General features: G+C 60.8%; 15 protein-coding genes and 3 tRNA genes. 1 reads left to right on the forward strand and 17 read right to left on the reverse strand.

What is annotated here, in order from left to right; all coding sequences use genetic code 11:
* Nucleotides 1-173: 173 nt before the first annotated feature.
* From rpoB to G6N78_RS15995, 12 genes are all read right to left on the reverse strand, one after another.
* Nucleotides 174-4,310, reverse strand: a complete 4,137-nt coding sequence (gene rpoB / locus G6N78_RS15940) for a DNA-directed RNA polymerase subunit beta (RefSeq protein WP_165220181.1) — start codon at nt 4,308-4,310, stop codon at nt 174-176.
* A gap of 257 nt (nt 4,311-4,567) precedes the next feature.
* On the reverse strand, nt 4,568-4,945 hold the full coding sequence (gene rplL, locus G6N78_RS15945; RefSeq protein WP_165220182.1) for a 50S ribosomal protein L7/L12: 378 nt from the start codon (nt 4,943-4,945) through the stop codon (nt 4,568-4,570).
* Between the two features lie 60 nt (nt 4,946-5,005).
* Nucleotides 5,006-5,524 carry a 50S ribosomal protein L10 gene (gene rplJ / locus G6N78_RS15950; RefSeq protein WP_143128065.1) on the reverse strand — a complete coding sequence of 173 codons (519 nt, stop codon included), beginning with the start codon at nt 5,522-5,524 and terminating at the stop codon, nt 5,006-5,008.
* Between the two features lie 356 nt (nt 5,525-5,880).
* Nucleotides 5,881-6,576: a 50S ribosomal protein L1 gene (gene rplA, locus G6N78_RS15955; RefSeq protein WP_165220184.1), complete on the reverse strand. Its 696-nt coding sequence runs from the start codon at nt 6,574-6,576 to the stop codon at nt 5,881-5,883.
* 2 nt (nt 6,577-6,578) lie between these two features.
* On the reverse strand, nt 6,579-7,010 hold the full coding sequence (gene rplK / locus G6N78_RS15960) for a 50S ribosomal protein L11 (RefSeq protein WP_062553865.1): 432 nt from the start codon (nt 7,008-7,010) through the stop codon (nt 6,579-6,581).
* 148 nt (nt 7,011-7,158) lie between these two features.
* Nucleotides 7,159-7,689 (reverse strand): transcription termination/antitermination protein NusG, encoded by a 531-nt coding sequence (gene nusG, locus G6N78_RS15965; RefSeq protein ID WP_165220186.1) that lies wholly within the window; start codon nt 7,687-7,689, stop codon nt 7,159-7,161.
* A 17-nt stretch (nt 7,690-7,706) separates the two neighbouring features.
* Entirely contained in the window at nt 7,707-7,907 is a 201-nt protein-coding gene (gene secE / locus G6N78_RS15970) for a preprotein translocase subunit SecE (protein WP_165220188.1), read from the reverse strand.
* A gap of 191 nt (nt 7,908-8,098) precedes the next feature.
* A tRNA-Trp gene (locus G6N78_RS15975) sits at nt 8,099-8,174 on the reverse strand.
* 119 nt (nt 8,175-8,293) lie between these two features.
* A complete protein-coding gene (locus tag G6N78_RS15980) occupies nt 8,294-8,650 on the reverse strand; it encodes a hypothetical protein (RefSeq protein WP_234905820.1) in 357 nt (118 codons plus the stop codon).
* Between the two features lie 118 nt (nt 8,651-8,768).
* Nucleotides 8,769-9,944 carry an elongation factor Tu gene (tuf, locus tag G6N78_RS15985; RefSeq protein WP_165220190.1) on the reverse strand — a complete coding sequence of 392 codons (1,176 nt, stop codon included), beginning with the start codon at nt 9,942-9,944 and terminating at the stop codon, nt 8,769-8,771.
* Between the two features lie 175 nt (nt 9,945-10,119).
* Nucleotides 10,120-10,193: transfer RNA gene (locus tag G6N78_RS15990), tRNA-Gly, on the reverse strand.
* A 27-nt stretch (nt 10,194-10,220) separates the two neighbouring features.
* Nucleotides 10,221-10,305, reverse strand: a tRNA-Tyr gene (locus G6N78_RS15995).
* A 196-nt stretch (nt 10,306-10,501) separates the two neighbouring features.
* Here G6N78_RS15995 and rlmB point away from each other — a divergent pair.
* A complete protein-coding gene (rlmB, locus tag G6N78_RS16000) occupies nt 10,502-11,383 on the forward strand; it encodes a 23S rRNA (guanosine(2251)-2'-O)-methyltransferase RlmB (protein ID WP_165220192.1) in 882 nt (293 codons plus the stop codon).
* Between the two features lie 25 nt (nt 11,384-11,408).
* On the opposite strand, the gene G6N78_RS16005 is transcribed toward rlmB, so the two are convergent.
* The 5 genes from G6N78_RS16005 to G6N78_RS16025 form a co-directional block, all read right to left on the reverse strand.
* A complete protein-coding gene (locus G6N78_RS16005) occupies nt 11,409-11,819 on the reverse strand; it encodes a response regulator (protein WP_165220194.1) in 411 nt (136 codons plus the stop codon).
* 90 nt (nt 11,820-11,909) lie between these two features.
* Complete coding sequence (locus tag G6N78_RS16010) at nt 11,910-12,971, reverse strand: HD-GYP domain-containing protein (RefSeq protein ID WP_165220196.1); 1,062 nt, start codon at nt 12,969-12,971, stop codon at nt 11,910-11,912.
* 12 nt (nt 12,972-12,983) lie between these two features.
* Nucleotides 12,984-15,272, reverse strand: a complete 2,289-nt coding sequence (locus tag G6N78_RS16015) for an ATP-binding protein (RefSeq protein WP_165220198.1) — start codon at nt 15,270-15,272, stop codon at nt 12,984-12,986.
* Nucleotides 15,269-15,772 (reverse strand): putative pterin-binding protein, encoded by a 504-nt coding sequence (locus G6N78_RS16020; protein WP_165220200.1) that lies wholly within the window; start codon nt 15,770-15,772, stop codon nt 15,269-15,271. Before G6N78_RS16020 ends, G6N78_RS16015 begins: the two co-directional genes overlap by 4 nt.
* Nucleotides 15,773-15,824: 52 nt before the next feature.
* Entirely contained in the window at nt 15,825-16,286 is a 462-nt protein-coding gene (locus tag G6N78_RS16025) for a chemotaxis protein CheW (protein ID WP_165220202.1), read from the reverse strand.
* Nucleotides 16,287-16,519: the final 233 nt, after the last annotated feature.

Here is a 16,519-nt window from a genome sequence, read left to right on the forward strand (position 1 = left end):
GGGGCGATCAGCCCTCAGCTTGCGGATGGTCCGGCCCTATTGATCCCGGGAGGCCGGCCACCGCCTAAAACGGTCATAGCCGCGAAATGCGGCGAAATTCCCCTGCCCGTCCGGTCGTCTTCCGTCAGGTGGGGCAGCGCGCGCCGTCAAAGGCGCGCGCTCCAGTCGTTTTGTTACTCGGCTGCGTCTGGCAGCGAACCGGCCTCGGCGGCATCGAGCTTCGAGTTCTCGAGTTCGACGGAAAGGCCGAGAGACCGCATTTCCTTGACGAGAACGTTGAAGCTTTCCGGAATACCCGCCTCGAAGGTGTCGTCGCCACGGACGATCGCCTCGTAGACCTTGGTACGGCCGGCCACGTCGTCCGACTTCACCGTCAGCATTTCCTGCAGGGTGTAGGCGGCGCCATAGGCTTCGAGCGCCCAGACTTCCATTTCCCCGAAGCGCTGGCCACCGAACTGCGCCTTACCACCCAGCGGCTGCTGCGTGACGAGCGAGTACGGACCGATCGAACGCGCGTGGATCTTGTCGTCGACCAGGTGGTTCAGCTTGATCATGTACATATAGCCGACGGTGACCTTGCGGTCGAAGGCTTCACCGGTACGACCGTCATACAGAACGGACTGACCGGATTCATGCAGACCAGCCTTCTTCAGCATGGCGGCAACGTCGGGCTCATGCGCACCGTCGAAGACCGGCGTTGCGATGGACACGCCACGCTTTGCCTCTTCGGCGAGCTTCACCAGCGATTCGTCGTCGAAACGAGCCACTTCGTCGTGCGATTCCGACGCATAGATTTCCGTCAGCTCGCTGCGCAGCTCGCTGATGTCCATGGTCTTGCGATACTCTTCGAGCATCTCGCCGATCTTCTTGCCCATGCCGGCGCAGGCCCAGGCCAGATGGGTTTCGAGGATCTGACCGACGTTCATGCGCGACGGAACGCCAAGCGGGTTCAAGCAGATGTCGACATGGGTCCCGTCTTCGAGGAACGGCATGTCTTCCACCGGCACGATACGCGACACGACACCCTTGTTGCCGTGACGGCCGGCCATCTTGTCGCCCGGCTGGATCTTGCGCTTCACAGCGACGAAGACCTTGACCATCTTCATGACGCCCGGAGGCATTTCGTCGCCACGCTGGACCTTTTCGACCTTGTCCATGAAGCGCTGTTCAAGGCGCGACTTGGATTCATCGTACTGGCCACGCAGGGCTTCGATCTCGGCCTGGACCTTCTCGTCTTCGACGGCGAACATCCACCACTGCGAACGCGGGTATTCGGAAATGACCGCGTTGTTGAGCTCGACGCCCTTCTTGAAGCCCTTCGGCCCGGCGACGGAGACCTGACCGCGCAGCATGTCCAAGAGACGGCCGTAGACGTTACGGTCGAGGATCGCTTGTTCGTCGTCACGGTCCTTGGCGAGGCGTTCGATTTCCTCGCGCTCGATCGCCATCGCACGTTCGTCCTTCTCCACGCCGTGGCGGTTGAAGACGCGAACTTCGACAATGGTCCCGAACGTGCCGGGCGGCATGCGCATGGAGGTGTCGCGGACGTCGGACGCCTTTTCACCGAAGATGGCGCGCAGAAGCTTTTCTTCCGGCGTCATCGGGCTTTCACCCTTCGGCGTGATCTTGCCAACGAGGATATCGCCGGGAGCGACTTCCGCACCGATGTAGACGATACCGGCTTCGTCGAGGTTCTTCAGCGCTTCTTCCGAAACGTTCGGAATGTCGCGCGTGATTTCTTCCGGACCAAGCTTCGTGTCGCGGGCCATCACTTCGAATTCTTCGATATGGATGGACGTGAACACGTCGTCAGCGACGATGCGTTCCGACATCAGGATCGAGTCTTCGTAGTTGTAGCCGTTCCAGGGCATGAAGGCGACGAGCGCGTTACGGCCGAGCGCCAGATCGCCGAGATCCGTCGACGGACCGTCTGCGATGATGTCACCCTTGGCAATCACGTCACCGACATTCACCAGCGGGCGCTGGTTGATGCAGGTGTTCTGGTTCGAACGCTGGAACTTCTGCAGGCGGTAGATGTCAACGCCCGACTTGCCGGCGTCGAGATCTTCCGTGGCACGGATAACGATACGCGTCGCATCGACCTGGTCAACCACGCCGCCACGACGGGCGGCGATGGCAGCGCCGGAGTCACGGGCCACGACCGGTTCCATGCCGGTGCCGACGAACGGAGCCTCGGCACGCACCAGCGGCACGGCCTGACGCTGCATGTTCGAGCCCATCAGCGCGCGGTTGGCGTCGTCGTTTTCCAGGAACGGAATGAGAGCGGCGGCAACGGAAACGAGCTGCTTCGGCGAGACGTCCATCAGGTTGATGTTGTCGCGCGGTGCGAGCATGACTTCGCCCGAATGACGGCAGACGACGAATTCGTCGGCAAACGAACCATCACCGTTGAGTGCCGCATTCGCCTGGGCGACGTAATACTTGGCCTCTTCCATGGCGGAGAGGTAGATCACGTCGTTGGTCACCTTGCCGTCGATGATCTTGCGGTACGGGCTTTCGATGAAGCCGTACTTGTTGACGCGGGCAAAGGTGGCAAGCGAGTTGATCAGACCGATGTTCGGACCTTCCGGCGTTTCGATCGGGCAGATACGGCCATAGTGGGTCGGGTGAACGTCGCGGACTTCGAAGCCGGCGCGTTCGCGCGTCAGACCACCCGGGCCAAGAGCCGAAAGACGGCGCTTGTGGGTGATTTCCGACAGCGGGTTCACCTGGTCCATGAACTGCGACAGCTGCGAGGATCCGAAGAATTCGCGAACTGCGGCAGCTGCCGGCTTCGCGTTGATCAGATCCTGCGGCATCACGGTGTCGATTTCGATCGAGGACATCCGTTCCTTGATCGCACGCTCCATGCGCAGGAGACCAAGACGATACTGGTTCTCCATCAACTCACCGACGGAACGGACACGGCGGTTGCCGAGGTTGTCGATGTCGTCGATTTCGCCCTTGCCGTCGCGCAGGTCGACCAGCATCTTGACCACGGCCAGGATGTCGTCCTTGCGCAGCGTGCGCACGGTATCCGGGCAATCGAGGTCGAGGCGCATGTTCATCTTCACGCGGCCGACGGCGGAGAGGTCGTAACGCTCCGCATCGAAGAACAGCGAGTTGAACATGGCTTCGGCCGATTCCATGGTCGGCGGTTCACCCGGACGCATGACGCGGTAGATGTCGAACAGAGCGTCCTGACGGTTCTCGTTCTTGTCGGCAGCCAGCGTATTGCGGATGTAGGCGCCGACATTGATGTGGTCGATGCCGAGAACCGGGATTTCGTCGAAACCGGTTTCGAGAATCTTCGGCAGATTCTTTTCGTCGATCTCTTCGCCGGCTTCCATGTAGATTTCGCCGGTCGCCATGTTGACGAGATCTTCGGCCAGGAAGTTGCCGTAGAGGTCGTCATTGGTGGCCTTCAGAGCCTTGAGGCCCTTGTCGGTCAGCTGACGCAGCAGGCGCGGGGTCAGCTTCTTGCCCGATTCGACAACCACTTCGCCGGTATCGGCGTCGATCATGTCGGAGAGCGTCTTGGCACCCTTCAGCGCTTCCGGCTGGAAGGGGATCCGCCAGCCATCGCCGGACCGCTCATAGGTGGCCTTGGTGTAGAAGGTCGACAGGATGTCTTCACCGTCCATGCCGAGCGCCATCAGCAGCGAGGTCACGGGGATCTTGCGGCGGCGGTCGATACGCGCGTAGACGATGTCCTTGGCGTCGAACTCGATGTCGAGCCAGGAACCGCGATACGGAATGACGCGGGCGGCAAACAGAAGCTTGCCCGACGAATGGCTCTTGCCCTTGTCGTGGTCGAAGAACACGCCCGGCGAACGGTGCATCTGCGAAACGATGACGCGCTCGGTGCCGTTGACGATGAACGTGCCGTTGTCGGTCATGAGCGGCATGTCGCCCATGTAGACGGACTGTTCCTTGATGTCCTTGATGGACTTCGAGCCGGTATCCTCATCGATATCGAATACGATGAGGCGCAGCGTCACCTTCAGCGGAGCCGCATAGGTGAGATCGCGCTGGCGGCACTCTTCCACGTCGAACTTCGGCGGTTCGAATTCGTAGGAGACGAATTCCAGCATGGAGGCGCCGGAAAAATCGGTAATGGGGAATACCGACTTGAAAACGGTATTCAGCCCCTCATCGGGGCGACCGCCTTCCGGCTCCTCGACCATGAGGAACTGATCATAGGATGCCTTCTGAACCTCGATGAGGTTCGGCATTTCGGTAACTTCGGGGATCTTTCCGAAAAACTTGCGTACGCGCCTGCGACCGTTGAACGAAAGGGTCTGAGCCATCGTCGCTCCTTCAAAAATTGCATCCGGGCCTGCAACGGACGGGGCACGCTGGCCAGTCGACCCCGTCTATCATGGGTTTTGTTCAATCTCGTTCCGTCACTCGGTCCGCCGGCCGGATTGCCGTGCATCACGAAGCGAAACCATCCTCTTGAAGAACCCATTACCCAAAAGCCGTTTCACCGGCTTTTGGGTAATCAGGTCCAGAGAAATGAACAATGGAAGAGGGCAAAAGTGCCCTCTCCCACCGCATTTCGATATTACTTAACGTCGACCTTAGCGCCGGCGTCTTCGAGCTTCTTCTTGATGTCAGCAGCTTCGCCCTTGGAGACGGCTTCCTTGACAGCCTTCGGAGCGCCTTCGACGAGGTCCTTGGCTTCCTTGAGGCCCAGGCCGGTGATGGCGCGGACTTCCTTGATGACGTTGATCTTGTTGGCGCCGGCATCCGTCAGGATGACGTCGAACTCGGTCTTTTCTTCTTCGGCAGCAGCCGGAGCAGCAGCACCGCCAGCAGCAGCAACGGCTACCGGAGCAGCAGCCGAAACGCCCCACTTCTCTTCCAGCAGCTTGGAAAGCTCAGCAGCTTCCAGAACGGTCAGAGCGGAGAGGTCTTCAACGATCTTAGCGAGATCAGCCATTTTGATAGTTCCTTGTATGTTCGGTTCGAACTGGTTGGTTTGTTACAGCGAAAAACCGCCTCAAGCGGCTTCGTCCTTCTTTGCGTAGGCCGCAAAAACGCGGGCGAGCTGAGCTGCCGGTGCCTGAACGACGCCTGCGATGCGGGTTGCCGGGGTCTGAATCATACCCAGCAGCTTTGCGCGCAGTTCGTCCAGCGAAGGCAGGGTCGCAAGCGACTTGACGCCTTCCGCGTTAAGCGTGGTCGAGCCCATGGCGCCACCCAGAACAACGAGCTTGTCGTTGGTCTTGGCGAAATCCATGACGACCTTGGGAGCCGTGATCGGGTCGGCGCTGTATGCAATCAGCGTCTGGCCCTTGAAGAGATCGATCATCCCTTCCGACTCCGTGCCCTGAAGAGCGATCTTGGCCAGACGGTTCTTCGCGACTTTGACGGTGCCGCCAGCCGCGCGCATCTTCGAACGGAAGTCGTTCATCTGCGCAACGGTGACACCAGCATAGTGGGCCACGACAACCGAACCAGAAGCCTTGAAGACTTCGTTCAGCTCCGTGACGAATTCGCGTTTTTCCGCTCTTTCCACTGTCTGTCTCCAGTTGACAGGACCGATCGAAGGATCGGGACCTGCCGGGTTGCCTTTGCCCCAAGGGATCTCTTTTTCAAGATCCCGAGCGGCGCTCGAGGATCCTGTCCCCCCGCACTTGAGCCCGAAGGCTCATGGCACAAGGCACATCAGGTTCGAACCGGAACCCTCAGGGGCGCATCACGCGCGCCTGTTGAAAATCCAGGTCTTACCCGTCTCATGCAGGTCATACGATTAAGGTCGAAACCACCCACAATCTCGGACAGGAGTATCCGGGTTACCCCGGATCTTTCCGGGCCCGAAGGCCCGGAAATTCTGAGATCACGGCGAAGACAAGCCTCGCCGCGAGAAAAAACTTAAGCCAGAACCGTCGACGGCTCGACGCGCACGCCCGGACCCATGGTCGAGGACAGCGCAACGCGCTTGACGTAGTTGCCCTTGGCGCCAGCCGGCTTTGCCTTCAGAACAGCGTCAGCAAATGCCTTGATGTTCTCTTCCAGAGCCTTGGCTTCAAAGGAGGCCTTGCCGATACCGGCATGGATGATACCAGCCTTTTCGACACGGAACTCGACGGCGCCGCCCTTGGAGGCCTTGACCGCACCAGCAACGTCCATGGTCACCGTACCAACCTTCGGGTTCGGCATCATGCCACGCGGGCCGAGAACCTTACCGAGACGGCCGACGAGCGGCATCATGTCCGGGGTCGCGATGCAGCGATCGAAGTCGATCTTGCCGCCCTGGACGATTTCGACGAGGTCTTCGGCGCCAACGATGTCTGCACCGGCAGCCTTGGCTTCGTCAGCCTTGGCGCCACGAGCGAACACGGCAACGCGAACGTCGCGGCCGGTGCCGTTCGGCAGGTTCACAACGCCGCGAACCATCTGGTCAGCGTGACGCGGGTCAACGCCGAGGTTCATCGCGATTTCGATGGTTTCGTCGAACTTCGCGGTTGCGCGGTCCTTGACGAGCGAGATTGCGTCGGAAAGAGCAACAAGCTTCGTCGGATCAATGCCTTCGCGGGTCTTCTGAATACGCTTTGCAAGCTTTGCCATGATCAAGCCACCACTTCCAGGCCCATGGAGCGGGCAGAGCCCTCAACCATCAGCATTGCGCCTTCGACATCAGCCGCGTTCAGATCCTTCATCTTGGCTTCAGCGATCGCACGGACCTGAGCCTTGGTGATGGTGCCGGCCTTGGCGCCCTTGCCAGGCGTCTTGGAACCGGACTGGATCTTTGCTTCCTTCTTCAGCCAGTAGGTAACCGGCGGCTGCTTCATGGCGAAGGTGAAGGACTTGTCCTGGTAATAGGTGATGACGACCGGGATCGGCATACCCTTTTCCATTTCCTGCGTGGCGGCGTTGAACGCCTTGCAGAATTCCATGATGTTGATGCCACGCTGACCAAGTGCGGGGCCGATCGGCGGGGACGGGTTTGCCGATCCTGCCTTGACCTGCAGCTTGAGCTGGCCTGCGACTTTCTTAGCCATTTCTCTGCCTTTCTATATCGGACCGGTTTCCCGATCCCTGTGCCACCCCAAAAAGGGCGACGGCTGCGGTTGCGTGGTTCGGATGAACGCGCCCGGCCATCAGGCGACACCTCCCACGCGGGGTTCGGGGACTGCTCCCCGCGTCCGATCATACCTTTTCGACCTGACCGTATTCAAGCTCGACCGGCGTTGCGCGGCCGAAAATCGAAACTTCGACCTTGAGGCGCGAACGCTCTTCATCGACATCCTGAACGATGCCGTTGAAGGAGGCGAAGGGACCATCCGAGACCCGAACCTGCTCGCCGATCTCGAACGAGATCGAGGCCTTCGGACGCTCGACACCTTCCTGGACCTGACCCAGAATGCGATCCGCCTCGAAATCGGGGATCGGCACCGGCTTGTTGTCGGAACCGAGGAAGCCGGTCACCTTCGGGGTGTTCTTGATGAGGTGATAGGCCTCATCGGTCAGGTTGGCACGCACCAGAACATAGCCCGGAAAGAACTTCCGCTCGCTATCGACCTTGCGGCCGCGGCGCACTTCGACAACCTTTTCGGTCGGCACGAGGATCTTCTCGAACAGATGCTCCAAGCCCTTCTGGCGAGCCTTGTTCTCAATGTCTTCCGCAACCTTCTTTTCAAAGTTCGAATACGCGTGGACGATGTACCAACGTGCCGCCATTTTTATCTCCACAGAATTCAGATGCTGACGTTCAGCACGAGCCGGATAAGCCAGCCGATCAGCTGGTCCGCAGCGAAGAAAAACAGCGCAGCAAAGATCACCATTACCAGCACCATGGCCGTGGAGATCATCGTCTCACGACGCGAAGGCCAGGTAACTTTCGACGTCTCGGTGCGGACCTGCCGCAGAAACGTAAATGGATTGGTTTTGGATGCCATGTCTGCCCACACGATTACGGCGCGTAAAGCTGAACAGATCAGCCCCACGCACCGCGTGTCTGTTTAACCCTACATAAACGCCGCCTTCCCCTTTCACAAGAGCAAAAACGACATTTCCCGAAAATTGCCGCCAAGGGTCTATGACCCATTATCACGGTACTATGAAGATGACATGTCGCCGTGAAAAGGACTGGCAGGGGCAGAGGGGCTCGAACCCCCGACCTGCGGTTTTGGAGACCGCCGCTCTACCAACTGAGCTATACCCCTTCATGCTTGCTGCGAAACTGTTCCGCTTTCAGCATGGCGCTCCCTTTAAGATGGCTTTGCCGGCTTGGCAAGTGCATTTCGACAGGAAGGTCAGAATTTCCGCCTGCCTGTGGAAGATGTTAGCGGGTTTTCTTCGTCTCGGCGCCAGCCTGCGCGCACTCCCGGTTGGCCCCGGTGCCCGGTGCGTTCTCGAAGGTGCAGCGGGTCTCGGGTGGTCTTCCGCAGACCTTGTCGAGCGCCTGGAACCCGACGCAGCGTCCATCCGGCCCGCGGTAGCCCGGCCCACCCTTGCAGCCGCACCCGCGACAGGCCGGACGCTCCGGACAGGCAGCGAAGGCAAGACCGTGAGTCCCACCCAGCATCAGACTGCTGACGAAGATCATCAGGATGCGGAGACTGATTCGGGCCGCGCTGATTCGGCAGTCGGCTGATTGCCGTGCCCTGCGCGGCCGCAGGTTCGTGTCAGATCCAGGCATCAAACGCCCTCCCCGCTTGCCGTCTTCCAGTGTCCGTGGCCCCTCGTCTCCGGGACCGTCGAACGCAAAAGGCCCCGCCGTTGCCGGCGAGGCCTCCTCTCATCCTTGCGGATGAAAATTACTCGATGATCGAAGCGACGATGCCGGCGCCGACGGTGCGGCCGCCTTCGCGGATCGCGAAGCGCAGCTTTTCTTCCATCGCGATCGGAACGATCAGCTCGACGTCAACGGTCACGTTGTCGCCCGGCATAACCATTTCCGTGCCTTCCGGAAGCGTCACGATACCCGTCACGTCCGTCGTGCGGAAGTAGAACTGCGGACGGTAGTTCGTGAAGAACGGCGTATGACGGCCGCCTTCTTCCTTCGTCAGGATGTAGGCTTCGGCCTTGAACTTCTTGTGCGGCTTGACCGAACCCGGCTTGCACAGGATCTGGCCACGCTCGACGCCGTCACGGTTCACACCGCGGATCAGCGCGCCGATGTTGTCGCCGGCCTGGCCCTGGTCGAGCAGCTTGCGGAACATTTCAACGCCGGTCACGGTCGTCTTCGAGGTGGCGCGGATGCCGACGATTTCGACTTCTTCGCCAACCTTGACGATACCACGCTCGACGCGGCCCGTCACAACCGTACCACGACCCGAGATCGAGAACACGTCTTCGATCGGCATCAGGAACGGCTGGTCGATCGGACGCTCAGGCGTCGGAATGTAGGCGTCAACCTGGGCCATCAGTTCGCGAACAGCGTCTTCGCCGATCGTCTTGTTGGAATCTTCCAGAGCGGCCAGAGCCGAACCCTTGACAACCGGAACGTCGTCGCCCGGGAAGTCGTAGGACGACAGCAGTTCGCGCACTTCCAGCTCGACGAGCTCGAGAAGTTCCGCGTCATCGACCTGGTCGACCTTGTTCAGGAACACGACGAGGGCCGGAACGCCAACCTGGCGGGCGAGCAGGATGTGCTCGCGCGTCTGCGGCATCGGGCCGTCAGCAGCGGAGCAAACCAGGATCGCGCCGTCCATCTGGGCAGCACCGGTGATCATGTTCTTGACGTAGTCGGCGTGGCCGGGGCAGTCAACGTGCGCGTAGTGGCGGTTGGCCGTCTCGTACTCGACGTGTGCCGTCGAGATGGTGATGCCGCGCGCCTTTTCTTCCGGTGCTGCGTCGATCTGGTCGTACGCCTTGAATTCACCGAAGAACTTCGTGATCGCTGCCGTCAGAGACGTCTTGCCATGGTCAACGTGGCCAATCGTGCCGATGTTCACATGCGGCTTGGTACGCTCAAACTTGCTCTTTGCCATTGATGCTTCCTGTGATCGTAAAGAATGGTGGATCCGCGGGCGCGGATTTGGTGTCGCCGTTTAAGGCTTTCGCGTGCGATACGCAAGACATAATTGCGACGGCGGATGGGTGGTCACGACAGGGGCTGCGACCGTCAGCGTGAAATACAGCGAATGCCTGCCAGCCAAGAAGAAGTGGAGCGGGTAGCGGGAATCGAACCCGCGTATTCAGCTTGGAAGGCTGCTGCTCTACCATTGAGCTATACCCGCGGGGGCTTGTTCGGTCGAAGATCAGAATGGTGGAGGGAGTTGGATTTGAACCAACGTAGGCTGAGCCAACGGATTTACAGTCCGTCCCCTTTAACCACTCGGGCATCCCTCCAGTATTCTGTCTGGACCGAAGACCAAGCTTGCGACCCGCGTCGTCCGCTGCAGTCACGGCGGCGTATATGACGGTGAGTTTCGCTGCTGTCAACACGACCCGTGTGGAAAATTTTGGAAAAAAGAAATCGCGTCATCACTCTGTCACGACAGCGTCCGGGACTATGCCTGATGCACGCCGCCCGATATAAGGCCGCATGAGCAAGAAAGATCCGACCGACAAATCCGCGCGCGACACGCATTATGCGACGCTGCGCCGCCAGGTCCGCGACGCCAAGCGCGAACGCGGCGAAATCCCCACCCCTGCCCCGCAAAAGCGCCGGAATGCCGGTGATTGGACGCCGCCGCAGCTGGCACCGGAACAGGTGTTTCTGTATGGCCTCCATACGGTACGCGCGGCCCTCGACAATCCCCAGAGAAAGCTGATCAGGCTGTCGGCGACGCAGAATGCGCTCGCCCGTCTCGATCTTGCCTCGCCGGAAACGCTGGGATGCCCTGTGGATATCGTTGCGCCGCAGGAGATCGACCGGGTGCTTGGCCCCGATGCCATCCACCAGGGTGTCATGCTGGAAACCCGTCCACTGCCGGTGCGCCGCCTGGAGGCGCTCAAGGACACGCCGCTGCTCCTGGTCCTCGACCAAGTGACCGATCCGCACAATGTCGGCGCCATCATGCGCTCCGCCGTCGCGTTCGAGGCGGGCGCGGTGATCACCACCCAGCGCCACAGCCCGACCGAATCGGGCGTGCTTGCCAAATCCGCCTCCGGCGCGTTGGAACTCATTCCCTATATTCAGGTGACCAATCTCTCGGACGCGCTGGGTGAGCTCCACAAGCTCGGTTTCCAGACGATCGGGCTTGATTCGGAAGGTCCGGCGCCGCTCGAAGGCACGTTCGCCGGCGAGAAGGTCGCGCTGGTTCTCGGATCGGAGGGCAAGGGTTTGCGGCAGAAGACGCGCGAAACCGTGACTGCCCTGGCGCGGCTCGACATGCCGGGCGCGATCAAGTCGCTCAATGTGTCGAATGCCGCCGCGATTGCGCTTTACGCCAGCCGCTTGCATCTGTCGAAGCGTCCACGCTGACGGCGGGCGTTGCGGCTCTCGCTGTTCAGAGGACTTTCTGCCGGGGAAAGCGACGCAGGCGCTCCGGCGGCAGCGGATCGCCGCCGGCCTTCACCTCAATGGCATACTGGATGGCGCCAATCAGTTCGAGATCGAACAATGGTTTGGAAATCACGCCCAGCGTTCCCGGCACGCCATCGGCCAGCGCCTCCGGGTTGGCGGTCATGAACACGACCGCAATGCCCTTCTCCGCCAGCGCCCGACCGATCTCGGGGCCTGTCGGGCCATCCTGCAGCTGAACATCCACGAAAGCGACCTCACAGTCGTCCGCCTGGGCCAGTGCATCACGGCGGTTGGCGGCAATGCCGACCACATCGTGCCCGAGCGCCAGCACCGCCTCTTCGATATGAAGCGCAATCAAAAGCTGGTCCTCGACCACCAGAACCTTACAAGACATGGCCCCCTCATTCTTGCCAATGTTGCAAACAACGCGGCAACCGGAAGAAGGTTCCTCAGCAGCACAAGAAGAAGACGTCAAGACTTGCCCTCATTCCGCCGCCTGAACCGGGGCACGGGCCGGCTCGGCATGGCCGCGCATGATGGCGGCAAGGCTTGGCAAGGCGGTCAGGAACGCCTCGACGCAGGCAGGATCGAATTGCGAGCCGGCCCGTTCCTTGATGTGCTGCACGGCGCGCTCCACGCTCCAGGCTTCCTTGTAGGGACGCACGGTCGTCAGCGCATCAAAACAGTCCGCAACCGCGACGATACGGCCGGCCAGCGGAATTTCCTCGCCCATCAGCCGCCGCGGATACCCCTGCCCGTCCCAGCGCTCGTGATGCGCGCCGGCAATCTCTGCAGCCAGTTGCAGAAGGCCTGACCGTGACTGTCCGAGGATCTGGCTGCCGATCGAGGTGTGGCACTGCATCTGCTCGCGTTCGGTCTCGGTGTAGACGCCGCGCTTCAAAAGCACCGCATCAGGAATGCCCACCTTGCCGATGTCGTGCATCGGCGCGGCAAGCCGGATATCGGCGCAGATGTCGGCCTGAAGCCCGTAGGCTTTGGCGATCGCTTCCGAATAGGCCCCCACGCGCAGCGTATGGAGCGCGGTTTCGGGATCCTTGTAGCTTGCGGCCAGCGTCAGGCGATAGATGATCTCCTGCTCGCGCTCGCGCAACTCGCTCATCACCTTGTCCACTTCTCGGCGCAGCCAGTCCGCCCTTTCGGCCAACTGGTTGCGCGCATCGGTCAGCGCCACGAGGTTGCGGATGCGCGCCTGGAATTCCAGCGGATTGATCGGCTTGGTGAGGAAATCGATGGCGCCGGCGTTCAAGGCGGTCATCCGCGTCTGCGTGTCGTTATCGGCCGTCACCACGACGAAAGGCTTGTCACGGTACTTGTCGAAGCGGCGGATTTCCATCAGCAGGTCGACACCGTTGTAGACCGGCATCTGGAAATCGATGACGCCGATATCGAAATCCAGTTCCGGCATGGCGTGCAGCGCCTCCTCGGGACTGATGAAACCGACGGCCGAACAGTTTTCCACACTGGTTGCCAGCTTCTTGAGGAGCGTAAGATTGGTTTTGTTGTCGTCCACGACGAGTATTTTCATGTCGCTTTCTCCTTAGGCTGCCATCGATTGCTTGGCCGCATCGATATCCTTGCTCAGCATCTCGATATCCTGCAGCGTCGGTCCAGTCGTGCGGAGCGCCTGGGACCTCTCCGCAATTTCAGACAGTCCTACATTAGCCGCAGAACCCTTAAGATTGTGGAGCAGCTTATCGAGGCTCTCTGCCTGCCCGCTGTTCATCGACTGGCGCAGGCTGTCGAGCAGTTCCACCGCGTCATCGAAGAAAGACTGCATCAGTTCATCGAAGGCTTCCGGGCCGAGTACATCGGCAATTTCCTGTCGCCTTGCCGACAGGGCATCGAGCGAGGCCGGACGGCTGGTGGCGGAGGAAGCAGGCGCTGCGGAAGGCACGGCGGCCTCCATGACCGGGGCGGCAGGCGCGATGGCTGCCGCCTGCACCGGTGCCTTCGAAGTATCGGCCGCAACAGCGGCAGGATGCCGTTCAACCTCGCAGATCAGTCGATGCAACATTGCAATGCTGATCGGCTTCGCCTGGAAGCCGGCCATACCGGCGTCCAGACAGCGCTGGCGATCCTCCTCCGACGCATTGGCGGTCAGAGCGATGATCGGCGTCTCCGCGCTTGCTCCGCCGGAGGCGCGCAGCCGGATGGTGGCTTCTATACCGTCCATGACCGGCATCTGCATGTCCATCAGGATGAGGTCGAAGGCGTCTGTCCGCGCACGTTCCAGCGCAATCTCGCCATTGTCGGCGATCACCACCGTCTGCTTCAGGTGCTTGAGGTAACCGAGAATGACCTGCTGATTGACCTTGTTGTCCTCGGCAACGAGGATCTTCAGGCTGGGCAAGTCCGCCAGCGCCTGGGACTGTTGCAACGCGACGTCGAGATTCGGCGCGGCAGCCGCCTCGACCGGGATCTCGAACCAGAACGTACTGCCTTGACCCGTGACGCTGTCGACGCCGATGCGCCCGCCGAAACGGTCGATGATTTCCTTGCAGATGGTCAGCCCGAGACCGGTGCCGCCATATTTGCGGCTGATGCTGGCATCGACCTGCGAAAACGGCCGGAACAGCTTCTCGCGTCCCTCTTCGCCGATACCGATGCCGGTATCCTGCACCTCGACCCGCAGACAAAGGCCGGCTTCGCCGCGCAACTGCCGGAGGCGCAGGGTGACGGTGCCTTTCGACGTGAACTTCACCGCATTGCTCATCAGGTTGAGGATCACCTGGCGCAGACGGGTCGGATCGGACAACACATGACGTGCACGCCAGCGGTAGGGCAGATCCACGACGATGCGGTTGCCGGTTTCGGCCGCCCGGCCGCGCATCATGTCGGCACTGGTCTCCGCCAGCGTCAGCAGATCGACGGATCGCTGTTCCAGCTCGAGCTTGCCGTGTTCGATCTTCGCATAGTCCAGGATTTCGTTGATGATGTCGAGCAGCGCCTCGCCGGAGCGGCGGATGGTGCGGACATGCGCGGCCGATTCGGCGGACAGGCGCGTCAGTTCCAGAAGCTCCACCATGCCAAGGATGGCGTTCAGCGGCGTGCGGATCTCATGCCCCATGGTCGCCATGAACTGCGACTTCGCCCGATTACCCGCTTCGGCGGCCTGGTAGGAAATCGTCAGTTTGTCCGCCATCGCCTCCAGGCTGGCACCGGCGGCCTGGACACCCTTCAGCTGGCGCTGCAGCGTGAAGATCAGCAGCACGACCGACAAGACCAGAAGGCCGATGAGGCCCATGGACTTGCGCTGCAGCGATTCGAGCTCGATGCGGCCCTCGGCGCGCTCGGCGCTGATCTTGGTGTTGGTGTAGACGAGCAGATCGGCCGTCTCGCGCGAAAGCACATCCAGTTCGTAGGCAAGCGACGTCAGGCTCGCCTGCGACATCGGCTCTCCGGCGATGATTGCATCGAAGATCGGCGCATTGTTGAAGATCAGCCGTTGGATCTTCTCGATCTGTGTGACGACAGACGGATCGGAGAGGAAATTCTGCTCGAATTTCGTTTCCCGCAACATCGTCATGCGCGAGTAGACCACGTCATACCGGATCGACAGTTCCTCCAGGGAGGCCTTGTCGATCTTCTGCGAACTCATCATCAGTTCCAGGCGATGATGAAGGTCGTGCGCCTCGCGGTTGAACTGATAGACGGACCACATGGCGTTTTCCCGAACGGCATCGCGAAGGTCGCTCTGCCGCCGTGAGATGTCGACATAGACCGACACCAGGATCGCCAGAAGAAAAACCGAAAAGACCTGGATGGCCGCCGTCGTGCGGCTGGCCTTGCGGATCTCGTCGCTGCCGAAGGGGGTTTTGCTGGTCACGGCTTTACCTCGATCTCCTTGATCTGCCAGACGGAGCGGGAGAAATATTTCTCGTTGTAGAGCTTCGGATCGAGATCGAACGGATAGATGAGGAAAAGCGGCCCCTTGTCGCGAACCGACATGATCTTGCCGTTCATCCGGGAGGCGAGGATGGTATCGAGCGCGCCGGCATCCTCCATCGGCACCTCGGCAAAGTAATCATTGATGGCCCGAACCAGGAGCGTCTTGCCCTTGGCGCCCGCCGCATCGAGAACGGCGCGCAGCAGTGGTCCGGAAAATGCCGTCTTGCCTTCGGTCCAGGGCGTTTCGGTCACAGCCGTCCGCCCGGCCAGCGATTCCAGCATCGCAAGGTCAAACTGGGCGGTGCCGCCAACATTCGGCGAGGCGAGCGTGCCGCGAATGGTCAGGATGACCGGGCCCTTCGGCGCATCGAGTGCGAGCGCCTGCGGAGCCGTCAGAACCAGGGTCAGCATTGCCAGAAGTGATTTCAGTCTCTTCATGTCACGTCCTCCACACCGTCGAGGTCAAGGGGTCAGGCAGGGTCTAACGGAATCAGGCGGCCTGCGGGATCTCGTCGTTTTCGAACAGCCGCCCGAGATTGATGAAGCAGATCATGCCGGTTTCATGGGTGATGATGCCGTCGCAGTAGCGCGCATCGAACGAGGTCAGGATCTGCGGGACCGGCTGCAATTGATCCAATGGCACGCTCAGCATGTCGGTCACCTGATCGACCAGGAGACCGATGATCACCGTACCGGCCTCCGCCACCACGATGGCACTGCGTTCGTTGCGTTCTGCCGCCGGCATGCCGAGGCGGTGGGCGAGATCGATCGTCGGGATGACGTTGCCGCGCAGGTTCATGACGCCCAGCACGAAATCCGGCGCATTCGGGATCGGCATCGACGGCGCCCAGCCGCGGATTTCCCGGACATCGGTGGTGCGAATGCAGAAATTCTGCTCGCCGAGACGAAAGGCGATGATCTCGAGGACATTGTTGAATGCAGATGTGGACATCGACCGCCTCCCAGACGGGTCGGCACCGGGCACACCTGGCTCGTCCCATGAGCGGCCCTTTTCGGGTCCGGCACGGGCAAGGCGGCGCTGTGCAACGACAAGAGTGAAATTGTGCAGGAACGTCGTCGGCAGCCGGGGCGGTAACCGCCGTCAGCGCGTCATCGACAAGACGCCATGTCCCGGATCCGAGGTCATTTCAGTTGCGATGCGACTGCATCCTCCGGTGACCCCAA

Source organism: Allorhizobium pseudoryzae (genome assembly GCF_011046245.1).
Lineage (GTDB): Bacteria > Pseudomonadota > Alphaproteobacteria > Rhizobiales > Rhizobiaceae > Neorhizobium > Neorhizobium pseudoryzae.

What these genes read in the sequence shown, in the direction of transcription:
- G6N78_RS16005 (WP_165220194.1), bottom strand. Translation starts at nt 11,819, where the DNA reads ATGTCTTGTAAGGTTCTGGTGGTCGAGGACCAGCTTTTGATTGCGCTT.
- rplK (WP_062553865.1), bottom strand. Translation starts at nt 7,010, where the DNA reads ATGGCTAAGAAAGTCGCAGGCCAGCTCAAGCTGCAGGTCAAGGCAGGA.
- G6N78_RS16010 (WP_165220196.1), bottom strand. Translation starts at nt 12,971, where the DNA reads ATGAAAATACTCGTCGTGGACGACAACAAAACCAATCTTACGCTCCTC.
- rlmB (WP_165220192.1), top strand. Translation starts at nt 10,502, where the DNA reads ATGAGCAAGAAAGATCCGACCGACAAATCCGCGCGCGACACGCATTAT.
- rpoB (WP_165220181.1), bottom strand. Translation starts at nt 4,310, where the DNA reads ATGGCTCAGACCCTTTCGTTCAACGGTCGCAGGCGCGTACGCAAGTTT.
- rplL (WP_165220182.1), bottom strand. Translation starts at nt 4,945, where the DNA reads ATGGCTGATCTCGCTAAGATCGTTGAAGACCTCTCCGCTCTGACCGTT.
- tuf (WP_165220190.1), bottom strand. Translation starts at nt 9,944, where the DNA reads ATGGCAAAGAGCAAGTTTGAGCGTACCAAGCCGCATGTGAACATCGGC.
- G6N78_RS16020 (WP_165220200.1), bottom strand. Translation starts at nt 15,772, where the DNA reads ATGAAGAGACTGAAATCACTTCTGGCAATGCTGACCCTGGTTCTGACG.
- G6N78_RS15980 (WP_234905820.1), bottom strand. Translation starts at nt 8,650, where the DNA reads ATGCCTGGATCTGACACGAACCTGCGGCCGCGCAGGGCACGGCAATCA.
- rplA (WP_165220184.1), bottom strand. Translation starts at nt 6,576, where the DNA reads ATGGCAAAGCTTGCAAAGCGTATTCAGAAGACCCGCGAAGGCATTGAT.
- G6N78_RS16025 (WP_165220202.1), bottom strand. Translation starts at nt 16,286, where the DNA reads ATGTCCACATCTGCATTCAACAATGTCCTCGAGATCATCGCCTTTCGT.
- secE (WP_165220188.1), bottom strand. Translation starts at nt 7,907, where the DNA reads ATGGCATCCAAAACCAATCCATTTACGTTTCTGCGGCAGGTCCGCACC.
- nusG (WP_165220186.1), bottom strand. Translation starts at nt 7,689, where the DNA reads ATGGCGGCACGTTGGTACATCGTCCACGCGTATTCGAACTTTGAAAAG.